14 protein-coding genes are annotated in these 16,528 nt (G+C 57.0%); 4 read left to right on the top strand and 10 right to left on the bottom strand.

The genetic code is table 11. The features are described from left to right. Window positions 1-12: 12 nt before the first annotated feature. Complete coding sequence (locus tag ACFOMF_RS12375; protein ID WP_386365230.1) at window positions 13-1,515, bottom strand: ShlB/FhaC/HecB family hemolysin secretion/activation protein; 1,503 nt, start codon at window positions 1,513-1,515, stop codon at window positions 13-15. Window positions 1,516-2,380: 865 nt separating this feature from the next. Here ACFOMF_RS12375 and ACFOMF_RS12370 point away from each other — a divergent pair. The 3 genes from ACFOMF_RS12370 to ACFOMF_RS12360 are packed head-to-tail and all read left to right on the top strand — an operon-like array spanning window position 2,381 to window position 5,315. Continuing rightward, window positions 2,381-3,433, top strand: a complete 1,053-nt coding sequence (locus ACFOMF_RS12370) for a carbon-nitrogen hydrolase family protein (RefSeq protein WP_386365228.1) — start codon at window positions 2,381-2,383, stop codon at window positions 3,431-3,433. Between the two features lie 15 nt (window positions 3,434-3,448). Continuing rightward, the gene (locus ACFOMF_RS12365) at window positions 3,449-3,778 is read left to right on the top strand and encodes a hypothetical protein (protein ID WP_386365226.1); all 330 of its coding nucleotides are present in this window, start codon (window positions 3,449-3,451) and stop codon (window positions 3,776-3,778) included. A 16-nt stretch (window positions 3,779-3,794) separates the two neighbouring features. Continuing rightward, the gene (locus ACFOMF_RS12360; RefSeq protein WP_386365224.1) at window positions 3,795-5,315 is read left to right on the top strand and encodes a sodium:solute symporter family protein; all 1,521 of its coding nucleotides are present in this window, start codon (window positions 3,795-3,797) and stop codon (window positions 5,313-5,315) included. 167 nt (window positions 5,316-5,482) lie between these two features. Here the strand turns inward: ACFOMF_RS12360 and ACFOMF_RS12355 are convergent, their stop codons facing one another. Together ACFOMF_RS12355 and ACFOMF_RS12350 are read right to left on the bottom strand one after the other, a co-directional pair. Beyond that, window positions 5,483-6,178, bottom strand: coding sequence for a GntR family transcriptional regulator (locus ACFOMF_RS12355; protein ID WP_386365222.1), 696 nt, complete (start codon window positions 6,176-6,178; stop codon window positions 5,483-5,485). Between the two features lie 220 nt (window positions 6,179-6,398). Then, window positions 6,399-6,680, bottom strand: a complete 282-nt coding sequence (locus ACFOMF_RS12350) for a hypothetical protein (RefSeq protein ID WP_386365220.1) — start codon at window positions 6,678-6,680, stop codon at window positions 6,399-6,401. Window positions 6,681-7,033: 353 nt separating this feature from the next. Between ACFOMF_RS12350 and ACFOMF_RS12345 the strand changes: the two genes are divergently transcribed. After that, window positions 7,034-8,380: an O-antigen ligase family protein gene (locus tag ACFOMF_RS12345; RefSeq protein ID WP_386365218.1), complete on the top strand. Its 1,347-nt coding sequence runs from the start codon at window positions 7,034-7,036 to the stop codon at window positions 8,378-8,380. A gap of 521 nt (window positions 8,381-8,901) precedes the next feature. Here the strand turns inward: ACFOMF_RS12345 and ACFOMF_RS12340 are convergent. The 7 genes from ACFOMF_RS12340 to ACFOMF_RS12310 all read right to left on the bottom strand — a co-directional run bounded on the left by ACFOMF_RS12340 (window position 8,902) and on the right by ACFOMF_RS12310 (window position 16,527). Continuing rightward, window positions 8,902-9,288, bottom strand: a complete 387-nt coding sequence (locus ACFOMF_RS12340; RefSeq protein WP_386365216.1) for a VanZ family protein — start codon at window positions 9,286-9,288, stop codon at window positions 8,902-8,904. Window positions 9,289-9,788: 500 nt separating this feature from the next. Next, window positions 9,789-10,859 (bottom strand): UDP-glucose 4-epimerase GalE, encoded by a 1,071-nt coding sequence (gene galE, locus ACFOMF_RS12335; protein WP_386365215.1) that lies wholly within the window; start codon window positions 10,857-10,859, stop codon window positions 9,789-9,791. Window positions 10,860-11,130: 271 nt separating this feature from the next. After that, window positions 11,131-11,952: a WecB/TagA/CpsF family glycosyltransferase gene (locus ACFOMF_RS12330; RefSeq protein ID WP_386365213.1), complete on the bottom strand. Its 822-nt coding sequence runs from the start codon at window positions 11,950-11,952 to the stop codon at window positions 11,131-11,133. 77 nt (window positions 11,953-12,029) lie between these two features. Further along, window positions 12,030-13,184, bottom strand: coding sequence for a hypothetical protein (locus tag ACFOMF_RS12325; RefSeq protein WP_386365211.1), 1,155 nt, complete (start codon window positions 13,182-13,184; stop codon window positions 12,030-12,032). Further along, entirely contained in the window at window positions 13,181-14,038 is an 858-nt protein-coding gene (locus tag ACFOMF_RS12320) for a glycosyltransferase family 2 protein (RefSeq protein WP_386365209.1), read from the bottom strand. The genes ACFOMF_RS12325 and ACFOMF_RS12320 overlap by 4 nt, the downstream gene beginning before the upstream one ends. Window positions 14,039-14,105: 67 nt before the next feature. Then, window positions 14,106-14,987 (bottom strand): glycosyltransferase family 8 protein, encoded by an 882-nt coding sequence (locus tag ACFOMF_RS12315; RefSeq protein WP_386365207.1) that lies wholly within the window; start codon window positions 14,985-14,987, stop codon window positions 14,106-14,108. 88 nt (window positions 14,988-15,075) lie between these two features. Then, entirely contained in the window at window positions 15,076-16,527 is a 1,452-nt protein-coding gene (locus ACFOMF_RS12310; protein ID WP_386365205.1) for an oligosaccharide flippase family protein, read from the bottom strand. Window position 16,528: the final 1 nt, after the last annotated feature.

The raw sequence follows: 16,528 nt of genomic DNA, 5'->3' as shown, positions 1-16,528 counted from the left end.
GAGTCGGTCGGATCAGAAGCGGTAGCGCAGCTGAGCGTGGAGATAAGAGCTTTTGTCGGTCTTGTCACCGATCGGCAGGGCCCAGTCCAGACGCAGGTCAACGCTGTCGAGCGGGCGAGCCTGCAGGCCGAAGGTGACGCCGGTCAGGTCCTGGCTGTCGTCCTGATCGATGAAGGGCTGCTTGATGTAAACCTGCCCGTGATCCAGGCGGGAGAACAGTTGATAGCGGTCGTTATCGCTGAACAGTGAATAACGTCCTTCAAGGCTGGCGGTGAAACCGTGATCGCCGGAGTAGACCGAAGAGGGATGGCCGGCAACCGAGGTGATACCACCGATGGCCCACTGCTCACTGGAGACCAGCGAGTCGAACGCGTACTGGCCATACAGACGCGGAATCATCACCACTCGCGGGGACAGGCGCTGCAGGCGGACCAAGTCGAAAGACAGCTTGGTGAAGCTGTTGTCGGCGCGGGCATAGCTGCGGCTGGACAGCGACGACTCGTCATCCATACCCCCCAGCATCTCGCCAAGCCCCTGGTGCAGGTCGAGCGAGCCCAGGGTGCGGCCGTACAGGTCGGTCCTGTCCAGGCCGAAACGCAGGCGCAGCTTGCGGATCTGGTCTTCCGAGGAGACGATGCCGAGCATTTTCTGCTCGAGGTCCTGCGACTCCAGCCAGCCTTCCACGCTGTAGATGTTGCGGGCCGAACGGATGTAATCGTGGGACACGCCCAGGCCCCAGCTGCGATTGTCGCCCTCGATATCCAGCACGCGGAACTCGCGGCCCACGGTGACGTTGCCTTGGGAATAATAGGCGCGGGCCTTGGTGCCCAGGGCGTTGACCGGGACGGCGTAGTCGATGTACTGGAAGCTCACATCGCCCTGGCCGATGGACGTCATCGCCAGCGCGTTGAGCTCATCGCCCCGGCCGGTCAGGTTGGCCAGGCGGATACTGGGAATCAGACGGTGCTCGCCAGTGGTTTCGTTGCCATAGTTGTTGGCCTCGATGGCGCCCTGGATGCGCGGCGCTTCTTCGACCTCGACGATCAGGTCGGTGGACCCGGTTTCCTCGCCCGGCTGCAGCGTCGACCGCACCTCGATACCGGACTGCCGGTTCAGCCGGGTCAGGGCCCGCTCCACCGACTCCAGCGCGAAGGTCTCGGATTCCACCACGCCCGTGGCGCGCAAGGCGGCGGCGACGCGTTCGTCACTGTAGCGCTGGTTGCCGATGACCTTGATGTTGCCGAGCCAGCCTTCCATCACCACCAGCTGCAGGGCTTGCTGATTGGCGAAGTCCTGAACCGGCACGACCACCTTGACCAGCCGGTAGCCGGACGCGTGGTAGTGCTGCTGGATCTTTTCGGCGAGGTCTCTCATGTCCTTCAGCGTCATGGGCCGACCGATGTCATGGGCGATCAACGCGCTGAGTTGATCGGCCGTGAAGGTCCGGTTACCGCTGAAGCTCACCTGACTGACCATCACGCTGGCCTGAGCGGCCTGGCTGGCTGTTGCGTCCACGATATCCGCGGCGCTGACCAGACTGCTGGTGGTGAGAAGAGCAAAACCGAGGGCGCAGAACAAGGTTCTGGAAGGCGCATCCGTATATGGCATAAAACCCCTGACTACATGGGCTGGTTGGGAATGTTCGTTGTTGTCGCTAAGTGTTTGTTTTTACATCACAGCTTTTTCAGGCCGGCCGAAGCCCACCCACACGGCAGGAGAATCAAAGAGAACTAAGGTCGTTTTTCTCGAGAGGGGTAAAAGCAAGGTTTTTCGCTGTGATCGGCGTCACCTTTTGGGTGATCCGATCACAGCGGCGTAGCCTTATAAATCACAGGGGATTAATTGTCAAAATATTACCGACCCCCTTCATCAAGGGCCTGTGATCATGGCTATCGGTAGGCGGAATCGCTTCTTGATGACCGCTCGTCAGCAGGCTCCGAACCCCTGAAAATGCGACATCAATCACAAAAAAAAGCGCCGCAAGGGCGCTTCCAACACATCGGTAGCCGCGCAGTTTGAGCAAGCAAGAGGAACGCGAGCTAGAGCGGCCGGCGACATCGGCGAGGCGGTTCGCGGCCCAAGCTTCTGCTTCTGCCACCGGCCATAACGCCAGCGCTTTTCTTTTTCTTATCGCTCTCGTAGTTCCGCAACCGCACGTCGGAGCGCTGGTATTCAGCCTGGCCTCCTCGGCTATTAAGCAGCAACTCATGTATACAGGATCGCCAAAAGCGCACCAAGTTCGTGCAACCCTCGCTAGAGGGACCTCAACTGTGCCGCCTATCAGCAAGGGCATCCAGGAAGTTGTATAGTTATCAATAACTTGAATTTGGCATGAATATCGCAGCTCTCCATTTTTCAATGGACCAGATATGGAGAGCTTATGAGCCTGGCAAAACTCAAGGTTGGGCTTGCCCAAGTCGCCCCCGTCTTTCTGGATGCGGCCGCCACTACCGCAAAAGCCTGCAGCGTCATCGACGAGGCTGCCAAGGCCGGGGCCGATATGGTGGTTTTTCCGGAAACCTATATCCCGGCGTTTCCACTATGGGCGGCGATCCGCGCTCCGATCTACAACCATGACTATTTCGTGCGTCTGGCGCAGAACAGTCCGAAGATCGACGGGCCGGAGATGGCCCAGATCGCTGCGGCTGCCCGGCGCTCCAATATCTTCGTGTCCATGGGCTTCAACGAGGGCACCGCAGCCAGTGTCGGCTGCATCTGGAACAGCAATGCGCTGTACGGCCGCGATGGGCGCCTGCTCAACCACCGCCGCAAGATCGTGCCGACCTATTACGAAAAGCTCGTCTGGGCGCCCGGCGACGCCGCCGGCCTGGAGGTGGTGGACACCGAGATCGGCCGTATCGGAGCGCTCATCTGCGGAGAGAACACCAATCCGCTGGCCCGCTATGCGCTGATCGCCCAGGGCGAGCAGTTGCACATCTCCACCTATCCCCCGGCCTGGCCGACGCGCGATCCGCGGGACGCGACGAACTACAACCTGGCGGAAGCCATCCGCATCCGCGCGGCGGCGCATTCATTCGAAGCCAAGGTGTTCAATGTGGTGGTATCGGGCTGCCTGACCGACGAGATCATCGAGCAGGTCGCCGGCGGTGACCCGTCCGTGCACGAACTGCTGCAAGCGACGCCGCGTGGCGTCTCGATGGTGCTGGACCCGGCGGGAAACCGTATCGGCGGTACCGACGACAACGAGGAGACCATCGCCTATGTCGATATCGACCTCAACGCCTGCATAGAGCCCAAGCAGTTCCACGATATATCCGGCGGCTACAACCGCTTCGACCTGTTCAGGTTGCATGTCGATCGGACCCCTCAGCCACCCGCGCGATTCCTCAACGACGCGCCGCCTGCGTCAAGTACCGAGCCCGTCTCCGTTGACCGGGAGGAGACTCCTCGCCCCCTTCCCTCCTTCTACTGAACACGAGAGGTCAGCATGCAGAAATCCAGTGCGATGTCGGCGGTACGGCCGCCGGTCGATCGGGCAATGCCCTCCTACAAGACATGCGCCCCTCTGCTGGGGATCGTGCCACGCAGCCGCTTCGGAAAGCTGATGTTCGGCTGGGCCATGGCCAATGTGGTGCTCACCTTGCTCCCCTTGTTCATAGGCATCGGCAACAGTGCGCAGATGGTCGGCAATATCCTGCCCGGCACCATTTTCTATTCCTATGTGGTGTTCACCTCCAACTGCCTGTTCGCCTGGGTCTTCTATCTGCGCCGCGCCCGCCCCTGGGCGGACTCGGAAATGAACAAAGACGACCGCTGAGCGCAGGAAACGACGCATGACTTCGACAACGCTGTTGACCCTGGGCGGGATCGCCGCCTACATGGTGCTGATGTTCGTCATCGGCTTCTTCGCCTTCCGCAAGAACAAGCAGGGGGATGCCACCGACTGGTTCCTGATGGGCCGCAATACGAATCTGGTGATGCTGGTCGGCACGCTGTTCGCCACCTGGTTCAGTACCTTCGCGTTCCTGGGAGGCCCGGGGACCTTCTACCTGACGGGCGTCGAATGGCTACTGTTCGGCTTCTTCAATTCCATGGGGCCGGTCCTGGTGATGCTGATCGGGACCCGCATCTGGAGGCTGGGCAAGCAGTACGGCTACATCACGCCAGCTGATCTGCTATCCGATTATTACGATGACAGCCGCCGCCTGCGCCTCCTGACCGGAATCGTCTGCATTCTGGTGCTGTTTCCCTATGCGGCGATCCAGCTGTCGGGGATTTCGATCGCCCTGCAAAGTATCTCCGGCGGGTTGATCCGCTATGAGATGGGCATCTTCGGCCTGGCGATCTGCGTGGCCCTGTATGCGGTCTTCGGTGGCAGCCGGGCGGTGGTCTGGACCGACACCATCCAGGGCTTCATCTTCGCCGCGCTGCTGATCGCCACGGCGGCGTTGATGGTCCATTGGGCAGGCGGCTGGAGCACCGGCTGGAGTGCGGCAGTGGCGGCCGACCCCAGCAAGTTCGCCTTTGACGAGCAGAGCAGCGGCGGCCGCTATGTCACCCTGATGCTGCTATGGACATTCGGCTGGATCCTGACGCCGCACCTGTGGCAGCGCCTGTACATGGCCGACTCGCCGAAGACCCTGGTGACCAGTTCGGTACTCGCCTCGATACTGGCACTGTTCGTGGTGACCTTCAGCGGGGCCGTCATCGGCTTCCTGGCGATCGGCATGGATCTGCCGCTGCCGGAGGGCTTCTCCTCCGATGCCCTGGTGCCGCTGATCTACGCCAATTTCCTGCCGATCATGGGGGCGGTGCTGGTGGTGGCCGTCTTCGCCGCGGGCATGTCGACGCTGGACAGTCAGATCATTTCGGCGTCCTCCGTATACTGCCGCGATTACTATCGGCAGCGCGCCTCGGCGGGTAGCGACAAGCAGATGCTCAGGGCCAGTCGCGGCTTCGAAGTCGGCTTTGTGGTAGCGGTCGTGCTGTTCTCGCTCTCCGAGGCGGGCCGACAGCTGCTGATCCCCCTGGCCTCGATCGGTGTCGGTCTGGCGCTGGTTTTCCTGATGCCGCTGCTGGGCGCGCTGTTCTGGCCGCGCGCCAGCGAGACCGGGGCGTTCTGGGCGATGCTATCGGGCACGGTGGTGATGCTGGCGCTGCAGTTCGGCCTGAGCGCCTACACCCCTGGCAGCATCGGTCCGGCCATGTGGGGCTTCTTGACCAGCGCCGTGGTGTTCTATGGCGTGTCGCTGTCGACCAGGCCGGTTTCGGAAGCGAAGCTGGAGAAATTCCACGGCTTCATGGCGACTCGTTTCCCAGAGCCCATCGAGGCAGCGCTGGAGCAGCGAGGCTAGTCGAGTCGGCGGGCAGGCCCATGGCCTGTCTCGCCGTCGGGTCATGCCTGCCCCCCGAGCAGGCCTGGCTTATGCCCAAAGGCCGACCCGACGGCGAATCTCTCCTTCTGAACGAAGCACAATGCGAGGCAGGTCATCGTTGGGCCGGGCCTCTCGCCCCCATCTCGTCACGCGGAGGCGGCCCTTCGCGCCGCTGCCATATAGCGCAGCGACATGCGATGGGACGTTCTCAGATGGGAGCGGACCATCTGCGAGGCCTCCTGGGCACGTCCATCCAACAACGCCTTGACCAGTGCATCGTGCTCCGCGAAGGAGTCGGGTAACCGCCCCGCTATGCGAAATTGCGCACGCCGATACGGCACGACGCGGGCCCGGGCCGCCAAAGCCGCATCGATCAGGTAGCGATTGTTGCAGCCGTGGCAAATGGCCTCGTGCAGGGCGACATTCGCGCTGGCATAGGCCTCGATGTTTTCCCTATGGATATGCTCATAGCTTGCCCGGTGCAGAGCGAGCAGCGTTTCGCGCTGCTCAGGCGTCATGCGTAGGGCGGCCATGTAGGCGCACAGGGCTTCCATTTCCGCAGCGTACTCGAACATCTCGGCCAGGCGCTCTTCGGGAATCGCCTCGACGAAGACGCCACGCCTGTGCCGGTGCGCCACCAGCCCCGTGACACTGAGGGCCCGCAAGGCTTCACGCACCGGGGTGCGCGAGACGCCAAAGCGCCGCGCCAGCAGCACTTCGTCCAGACGCGTCCCCGGCTGGATCTGCCCGGCGAGGATTTCGTCCGAGAGCTTTTGCCCAATGGTTTCGGCAAGCGGCCTTTGGGAGTCGGAAGGGTCTGGCGAGGACTTGGAGAGACTCATGCGTCATCCTTTACGGTGCGCGCCTGAAACACCTCGGGCAGAGGTCGCTGCGATAAGCGCAGTCTTGCAAAGCTATCATTGCCGATCATCAAGGGAAAACAGGAGCAAGCCAAGCAGAACGCGAGCGAGCGGCTGGCCGCCGAGCATCGGCGAGGCGGAACAGGGGCTGGCTTCACACAGAGCTCGCGCGGCAAGCCTGCCGCGCGCCCAAGCGGCAGGCTCAGCAGCTCTCCAGCGACTCCCGCCCGGCGTGCCAGCTGTCCTCGAAGACGTGGCGGATCTCGTGGCCCAAGCAATAGGGGTAATGGCTTTTCAGCAATTCGACCACGCACACGTTATTGGCGCACTGCGTCTTGCCGAACGCATGGGTGCCCGGCTTGTAGTCGATCTCATCCACCAGCCGCACATGAATCAGCGCCTCGGTGCGCGCCACCGGTTCCGGCTGGCCCGACGGCTGCTGACTGGCACATCCGCCTAGCGCCAGCAATGCAAGACCTGCCATCAGGATGCTTCTGCTTCCGCCACCTGCCACAACGCCAGCGCGTTTCTTTTTCTTATCGCTCTCGTAGTTCATCCGCATTGACCGGCCCTCCAGCTCCTCATAAGCGGACGGGCATTCCCGGTCCGCTTATGACTGGACAGAGCCGGCGGGCTTTCGATTCGGACGAACGGTGGCTCGCGACGAGCGGTTGAAATTCATTAATCCCGGCTGGCTGCCGCTAATCCCCTATACGCCGTTCGACCAGCGAGCCGTCCGAACGCCGCCGGCCGCTTGTCCTGCGGCCCGATGGTCTCGGTGGCCTGAAACCTCTACAATTCCCGGCCACCCAGACCGGCCTAATCCAAGCCCCCGCCATGTCACATTCCGCCACGCCTTTCGAGCGGCCGCTGATCGCCGCGACACTCTTCCTGCTGGTATGGCTACCGCTGCCGCTGGGCAGCAATCGCGACTGGGCGGTGGGCCTGATGGTGTTGTTCACCGGGGGGCTGACGGCGCTGTGGGCCGTCTCGCGGATACGCGGCGGGGGGCTTGCCGAGCACCGCTCGCTGAAAGCGGCCTGGCCGTTGCTGGCGCTGCTCGCGCTGGGGCAGGGCTGGGTGGCGGTGCAGTGGCTGGCCGGACTGAGCGTGGACGTCGGCTCCACCTTCCAGTACCTGATGCTGGGCATCACCTATACCCTGCTGTTCGGGCTGATCATCACCCTGTTCACCAGCCGCAAGCGCCTGACCCTGTTGCTCGCCACCCTGGTGGTCAGCGGCACCCTGCAAGCCTTCTGGGGCGCCTTCATGACCCTCTCCGGGGTGGAATGGCTGCTGATGACACCCAAGACCAGCTACCAGGGCAACGCCACCGGCACCTTCGTCAACCGCAACCACCTGGCGGGCTACCTGGAGCTGACCCTGGCCTGTGGCATCGGCCTGCTGATGGCTTTGCGCGACGGACGCCCGTTCAGCTGGACCGGCCTGCTGGAACTGCTGATGGGCCCCAAGGCGCGCCTGCGCCTGGCACTGGTGATCATGGTCATCGCCCTGGTGATGACCCACTCACGCATGGGCAACGCCGCCTTCTTTGCCAGCCTGCTGATCGTCGGCGGCATCTTCGTCGTGCTCGACAAGCAAAACCGCCTGCGCAACGGGCTGATCCTCGCCAGCCTGATCCTCATCGACCTGCTCGTCATCAGCCAGTACTTTGGCCTGGAGCGACTCAAGGATCGGCTGGTCAACACCCGCCTGAACGACGTGGTGGTGGACGGCGAAGTGGTGCAGCAGGCCAACGAGGTGCGCGACAACGTGTTCGGCTACGCCATCCCGCTACTCAAGGAAAAGCCCCTGGTGGGCCAGGGCGCCGGCAGCTTCGAGGCGGTGTACCCCAAGTACCCCGGCGAGGACATCCGCCTGCACTTCGATCACGCCCACAACGACTTCATCCAGTTCGTCGTGGAATTCGGCCTGCTGGGCACCCTGCCCCTGGCGGCCTTTCTCCTGCTGGCACTGTTCCACGCCCTGCGGGCGCTGTGGCAACAGGAGTCGATCTACCGCAGCGGGGTCGGCTTTGGCGCGGCGGTGGGCATTCTCTCGCTGCTGATCCACTCCAGCACCGACTTCAACCTGCAGATCCCGGCCAACGCCGCCACCCTGGTGGCCGTCTGCGCCATCGCCGTGCTCGCCGGCAGCCACAGCAAGGACCGCCGGCGCGCCTGACGGACGTGTAGGAGCGAGCTCGCTCGCGAACGAGCACCGACGCTCACCCACCACCAGAGCAACCGCCACCCCCGCGCCCGCGCCCACGCCCACGCCCACGCCCACGCCACGTCGGATTACGCTGCGCTAATCCGACCTACGGGGAGCTCCCTGTAGGAGCGAGCTTGCTCGCGAACGAGCACCGACGCTCACCCACCACCAGAGCAACCGCCACCCCCGCGCCCGCGCCCGGGCCACGTCGGATTACGCTGCGCCAATCCGACCTACGGGGCTATGGGCTTTTTGTAGGAGCGAGCTCGCTCGCGAACGAGCACCGACGCTCACCCACCACCAGGGCAACCGCCGCGCCCGCGCCCGAGCCCACGCCACGTCGGATTACGCTGCGCTAATCCGACCTACGGGGGCACTCTGTAGGAGCGAGCTCGCTCGCGAACGGGCACCGACGCTCACCCACCACCAGCGCAACCGCCACCCCCGAACCCGAACCCGCGCCACGTCGGATTACGCTGCGCTAATCCGACCTACGAATCCGCATCGATCAACGCGCGTCCGGAGGGCCGAAACGACCCCCGCTGCGCGGCAATACGCTGCACCACCACCCAGCACAGCCAGCCGACCAGCACCCCCAGCATGTTCGCCAGCATGTCCCAGCCGGACGCTGTGCGCTGCGGCAGCAAACCCTGCCCCAACTCGATCAGCAGCGCCACCGCCATGGCGAAGCCCATCATCCAGACGAACCCCCAGCGCGGGAACGCCAGACGCAGGCTGAAGGCAAAGGCGGCAAAGCCCAGCAGATGGTGCAGCTTGTCCTGCTGATCGAACGCCTGCGGCACCGGATCAGGACGCAGGCCCGCCATCAGCAGCACCACCAGCACGACAAAAAAAGGGACAACGCGGAGATAGCGCATCAAGCACGGACCAGTGAGTAAGGGTGACGGCAGGAGGACCACAAGGAGACCGTAACGGCCTCGGTGCCGCGCGCGGGCGCGCGGCTATCGGTATAGGGGGCCAGACAATAGCAGAACGCGCCCGTTGCAGGCGCCTGCCTTACAACTTGGGCGGCGGCTGATGCCCGCGCCTGAACCCTAGAGACAACAGCCAGGCCCAAAATGCTTGCGCCCGTCGCGGTTTAACTGACCGCGCCTCACGCCGCGCCGCCATACTCTGGGCGGTGTTCCTGGGATCATTCATGGCTTCGAGATCGTCCATCGAATCGGCGAAACTCATACGCTCGTCCTCACAGATAAAGACTGCGGCCGCCTCCCTGCGCAAGAACGACGGCCCTTTCATCAATTGAAAAGGGCAGCGCAAGACAGCGATGACACCCTCCCCGCCTCCCTGAATCCCTGAATCCCCTGTGCCAGCGGCCGGGAAGCGGATAAACGAAGCGTAGCCCAGCGCTGCGCTTTCACGCAGGCGCGACGTCGGCAATCCGACGGATTGCCGCTTCCGGCGTCGCCGGGCCAAACCCCTGCGGGTTGGCCGACTGCCAGCGCCAGGTGTCGCGCATCATCGCCTCCAGGCCTCGCTCGGCCTGCCAGCCCAGCTCGCGAAAAGCCCTGGCCGGATTGGCCCAGCACTCGGCGATATCACCGGCACGGCGTGGCACGATCCGATAGGGGATACGCCGCCCGCTGGCCGCCTCGAAGGCCTGGATCATCTCCAGCACACTGTAGCCCTTGCCGGTGCCCAGGTTCCACACGCTCACCCCCTGACGCTGGCCGATCGCCGCCAGTGCCTTGAGATGCCCGGCCGCCAGGTCGACCACATGAATGTAATCGCGCACCCCCGTGCCATCGGGCGTGGGGTAGTCGCCGCCAAACACCGAGAGCTCGCCCAGCTTGCCCACCGCCACCTGGGCGATATAGGGCAGCAAGTTGTTCGGCACGCCGTTCGGGTCTTCACCCAACAGGCCGCTCTCATGGGCGCCGACCGGGTTGAAGTAGCGCAGCAGCGCGATACGCCAGCGCGCATCGGACGCCGCCAGATCGCGTAGCACCTGCTCCACCATCAACTTGGAGCGGCCATAGGGGTTGGTCGGCGTTCCGGTGGGGAAATCCTCGGAAATCGGCATGCAGGTCGGCTCGCCATACACCGTGGCCGAGGAGCTGAACACCAGCTCGAACACCGAGGCCCTGGCCATGGCCTCGCACAGCGTGACCGTGCCGGCGAGGTTGTTCTGATAGTAGGCCAGCGGGTCCCGCACGCTCTCCCCCACCGCCTTGAGCCCGGCAAAATGCAGCACGGCGGCAAAGGCGTGATCGGCAAACACCCTATCGAGCAGCGCCGCATCCCGGACATCGCCCTGGATGAAAGTCGCACTCCGCCCGCAGATCGCCTCGACCCGACGCAACGACTCCACCGAGCTGTTGCAGAGGTTGTCCAGCACCACCACCTCGAAGCCTGCCTCGAGCAGCGCAAGCGTGGTGTGCGAGCCGATGTAGCCGGCGCCGCCGGTGACGAGAATGGTCTTGCCCAAGATGCGCTTCCTTTCGTTAATGATTCCAGGCGCCGGCCTTCTGACCTAGGTGACGTAATACCCGCCTGCATGTTTCTTCAAACATATAGTAAGTGCTTTTCCAAATGGATTGGCCCTGTCATCACGAGTGACCTCACTCTACACTTCCGCCCAATTGCCTGGAGCGTTCAGTAAATGCAATACTAGAAACCGTATCACTAAACAAGACACAATCTAGTATAAAACCGTCGCATGCAGAGGCGTACTGTCAATACCGATGTAGCTAGGGACATCAAGATGCTTTCTTCTTGTCAGCGCGGTCAATTTCCGGAAGGGTATTGACTTGAGCACTAATTGCTTCATCTAGGTCGTGAACCACAATATTAGCTATCCGAGCGGCATCATCTCGGTAAGCTCCCCGAGCGCGATCCAGGAAAAATGCACACAAACCTAAAGGATATTCCAGAAAATATCTCTTAGATAGTCGACGAGGCTCCTTGTATAACCTGTAAGCCCAGCGCAAATTTAACTTATTCATGAGCCTTGGGTAATAGTCCCCCCCATCAGCAGCAGCAAGCTGATCGAAATAGCCCCCACAAGTATATCCATTCCCTACCCAGCCCTGGTCACGCAGCTTCATTAAGAATAGCTCTTGCTTTGGACTACCCAGAGAGCATATAACTAGATCACAAGCTTTAAAGCGCTTAAGGATTGCAGGCTCAGAGGTTAAGGAGAAGTATCCATCAACACACTCGACCACCTCAATCCCATACTTTTCAAAGATAATTTGACGCGCACGGCATATGGTATCCATGCTGGATCCTACTATGCCAACTTTTAGTTCAAGAGACTTTGCCCACATAAAAACAGCGGGCGCAATTGATGTATCATCAAAGCTTGCACGCGAGACGACCCCACTACTTAAAAAATTACGTGCCCACAACAATGAAATGCCATCATAAGAGACAACGAAGTCTCGACTAATACTAGTTAGAAGCCCCGCCCTCCTAACCATTAAATATGAGAATGGATTTAGAAACGTATACGACTTCCCGGACGGCCCTTCGACACCCATGTTACACCTATCAATTTTAAACAAAATGAACTGGATCATAATGAGGCATCCAGATCATCCATCGACGCGTCTATAGGAGGATAAAAATAACTAGACTCAACAGAAACCGAAAGGAGTCATACAGCCTCATCCGGCCTAAATGAAAAAGCAATACCTAATGCAATAGCAACATAAATACTATTTAGGGCTGAAACCGAGAGCGAGGTGGCCAAAATTACTCCAAAACAGCACATTACTTGTTTTTTTTGGTAACCAGCTTTCACAAGCCCGCAATAAACAAAGGTCAGCAAGAATGCCAACCCAGCCACACCATGATCGAAAATCGCCCTCAGCAGATATGAATGTAAAATCACTGAGTAACAGCTGCCATCACCGCTATAACTAAACAATGTTTGATAGTAGGAAAGAAATCCGCAAGAAAAACTAGACAATGGAGTAAGCGGCTGAGACCCGAATAAATAGTGGTACCAACTCCAACTGCCGGTTTCTTCAATGAAAACCATCAAAAACCTAAACCTGTCAATTGACTCCAACCCCCCTCCCGATTCCATTCGCTGCTGGAATATTGAAAACGCACCAAAGGTTATGACCGACACCAGCATCAACCCAAGAATAGATTTAGCGTCTAACCTTTCAAAATAAATAAATGCACAAACAACAATAAGCCCAACTAATGACGAGCGTGAGCCCGAGAGAAATACAACTCCAGAAAGCGCAATTAAGAAGTACACCCTGTTTTTTAGGAACGGCGAAACCAAATAGAAAACCAGAATCAACAGCACAAGCTCGAAGTTATTCTCGGTAAATAACCCAGGCCGCTCCGACATGCGGGGAGCTAAATTCAGAAGCCGAGAGTAACCGTATTTTATGGCGAACAGGCAAAGCAGGACAACGAATAAAACAGACAAGCTTTTGCTAGTAAATAGTTTTTTCCCCATAAATAGCGAGAGCGGCACTACATATACAAAAGACTTGTAGGCTTGAAAAAAATCCAGAGCATCCGCGGGCTTATATAAAATCATAAGCGCGTAGCAAACGGTTATATACACCACGGAACATATGCAGAAAAGCATTGCAAGACGATCAAGGCGGCTAACGAGCAACAGCGCCGATGCAAAAAAGACAACCTCAAAAATTACATTGGCGGGCAGCGTGTTTTCCTCATAAGGGGAGGCAACCCCGAATAAAGCAAGCAGTACAAGCGAAGAACTAAAGATCAAGCTCACTTTAGACATGCCGCCTACATAAGGCAGACGAACACTAAAATTCATGCTTGCACCTCGGTTTTTCTTGAGACCTGCGCGATCATTCTATGCGAGAATATTTTTGCTACCCGCTTAAGGTTAGTCTTTCTCTTAACCAATAGAGCGCAAGCAGTCCGGAAAAAGCTTCTCCAACCGCACTCTGATAAATTCTGGCAGAACAAGTGAAACCAGACTTGCGCAAGGTCAATAGACTTATTATTAGAGCGTAAATTCCTCAGCTTCTCAAACCATGCCCTGGACTTCATCGGGGCAATGATCCTTGAAAGAGACTGTTTATCTGATCTGTCGAAATAAATCTTCCCCCTACCCTTTCTCAAACTTCCGCCCTGACAGAGCACCGAGTATGCAAAGTCCCAGTCCTGGTGTTTCGGCAAGGCTTCATCAAACCTAAACTTTGATTGCCTCCTAAAGAACAGAGAAGACGTTTGACATATATATGGGTACTTAAAGAAAATCCCATCAAAAAAGTCGTCTTTCTCTAAAGAGGCCGGGTAATTACTACTGTAGCGACCGCTAGTCACATCAGAAAACCAAAGCACATTATCAAGCGAAAGACATTCAAGATCTTCAATGAAGCTCTTCTGTACAAAATAGTCATCACTATCTAAGAGGTAAATAATTTCTCCTTGCGCCAAGTCAATTCCTTTGTTCCGCGCAACCGCCGCGCCCCGCGATTGTGAGTTCCTGATAATTACATCCTGCTCTCTCATATTGGTTGGGCGAAGCGGCGGAATTGAGAAGTCATCAATGACGATTATCTCGCACTGTTCCGCGCCAGGCGACGCGAGTACTGAATCTATCGCGCGCTGCAACAAACCCTCTCTCGACTTTGCGGGAATTACAACTGAAAATCTTATCATGGACGAAACTCTAGAAGCCCCTCCTGCCCCAAATAGAAAGGCGAGGCGAAAGGAATTAATTCACTTGCTACCAAGGAGAGAAGAACGGATTTTTCTTTACCCACTTAAAGTAACCACCCTTTACAACTCTAATCAAGACATCAAATATAGTATTTCTTTTAGCTACAAAAAAAGCAGAGCTAAGGGACTTATATTCCTTAACAAAGATTAATGGGCAGGACCTGTGCCACTGTTTATTAGACGACGAAAAGTGAACTATTATAGGATCGCAAATCATATCAGCAGGCACTTCCCCCTCACCAAGACGCAGGAAACATGACATCTGCGAGTTATATTTGAATGCTAACCTGTACCACCCACCACCAAAAACCATGTTTAACGCATCCTGATCAGGCATATCAAGCCTGTCGCCATACTCGGCAATCATTTTTATGGCTCTAGCGGCTACGCCCTCCGACTTCCACTTACGGCAATTGACAACCATCACTCCTGAATTAAAGTAGTCTTCCGAAGAAACCAAATCTCGAGTAAAAAACGGATTAGCAACTGCCGCAATGTAATAGCCTGTCAAGTCGAGATCAAAAAGATAAGCTAAGGGCTTTCGTACTAACACATCGCAATCTAAATACAATACTATGTCAGCATCTATCACATCAGGAATTGAGAGCCGGTAATACATAGCACGCGTGAAGTGGTGCACTTCTCTAAGCGCGGAATAACGTCCAGGATCAATAATATGCCAAGACAAACGATCAAGGCTTATAAAAACCTTTAGCGCAGAAATGATTTCTGCGGACATCTCCATATCACTTATAACGTGGTACTCATATTTACCTTCGGGATCTGCACGCTCAATCGATTCGATTGCTGGCACGACAAAGCGAGCATAATTTCCATCTGCACAGAAGCAGATGGGGCGTCGTATTTCGTTTTGCATTCCGATACTCATAACTCACCTTAGGAAACGACGCAAGGGCACACCTATGAATGCTTAGAGATATAGCCCCGCCCCATATCGAACCTGCCATCCGCAAATGTCATTTGCCAATAGACTGGAAAGCTGATCGAGCCCTAACCATTATCGCCGGCCGCGCAGTAGGCATTGCTTTATCCATGAGTAAAACAAACCCCACCCCCGCAACAGTCATAAGCAAAAGCTTAATAGTTAAGTATCCGCTTAGTATCGATTCACTTTTAATATCGCCATATATCACGTAAAAGCAACTTATCGACAGTAACAGTATCGGAAGGCAGTAATAAACCAACAAACGAATAAGCTGTTTAACTGCAATTCCTGACAATCGAGCTGCGGACCAATAAATAACTACGCCGACCACGCCCCGTTGTAATGCCAATGCATAAGCCGCCCCAAAAACCCCGCCTAATTGAGCGCCTATACTGACCGCCAGCAAAACGCTGATCGCATCCATAAAAATTAGCCAAAATTTCTCTCTCCAATAACCCTTCGACTCGAGTAGGGCATAGGCAGCAGGAGCGAGCATTTTAAGCGGCAGGGTAATGGAAAATAGCCCAGCGAATATAGCCGCTGACTCCCATTTACCTTGCCATACCCAAGCAATTGCATCCTTTCCAAACAGGATGAACCCTATGCTCATCAAAGACGTAACCAGAATAAACATTATGCTTTTCTGTACGAACATCAATTCTTGAGCTGCATCGTCTCCTTCGTGCCGCACCAAATAGGGCATAAAAACATTGTTGATCCCTTGCGCCATAACTAAACCGATATTTGCAACCAGCATAAAAGCAAAAAAGTAGTACCCTAGCGCCTCTTGATCAATCATGAACCCCAATACTAGATAGTCGCCCCGAAGTGCCAACCCCATAAAGAACGTTGTTAATATCAGCCATCGCAACTCCTTTATTAAAACCAACACACCACTTTTATTTTCGCCTACTGGTAAACTATTCTTTTTGCTCCTACCTCGATACATTAAAAGCATGAACAAATAACTTGCGGCCAAGGCGATTCCAAAGCTAACAACCCCCATCCCTACGGAGGCTGAAAACACCAAGCAAAACGAGTATAAAGCTGAATTCAGCATGTCGACTTTGGATATATAAGAAAAATCAAGCTGTATCGCCAACTTTGCTTTGTAGATCTGTGCCAACGCGTTGCATGGAAGAAAAATTGCTATTAGTGCCATTGCAACAAACACATCGCCATATGTTTTACTATAAAGGAAGTACCCAATTAAGAGCCCCCCTCCGATACAGGCGAATAAGAAGGCGACATAACGTGCGCTGCTTAGGTAAAAACTTAGCCTTTCTTGTTCTTTTATTAAGAACTTATTGATCCCGGTATCTGCAAACCCCGAAACAAGCGCAAGGGCACCGACAATATAGGCGTATTGCCCATACTCGGATACCGCCAATAGGTACCCTAGAATAATCTGAGTTATCAAGGTCGATGCTTTGGTTACTGCGACTGCTAACCCCATCCAGGCGAAGCTTCTATATATTGACATC

The sequence above is a fragment of the Stutzerimonas tarimensis genome (assembly GCF_042648805.1).
Taxonomy (GTDB): Bacteria; Pseudomonadota; Gammaproteobacteria; order Pseudomonadales; family Pseudomonadaceae; genus Azomonas; species Azomonas tarimensis.
The sequence above is the reverse complement of the archived record's forward strand: the minus strand, read 5'-3'. Positions and strand labels throughout refer to the sequence as shown.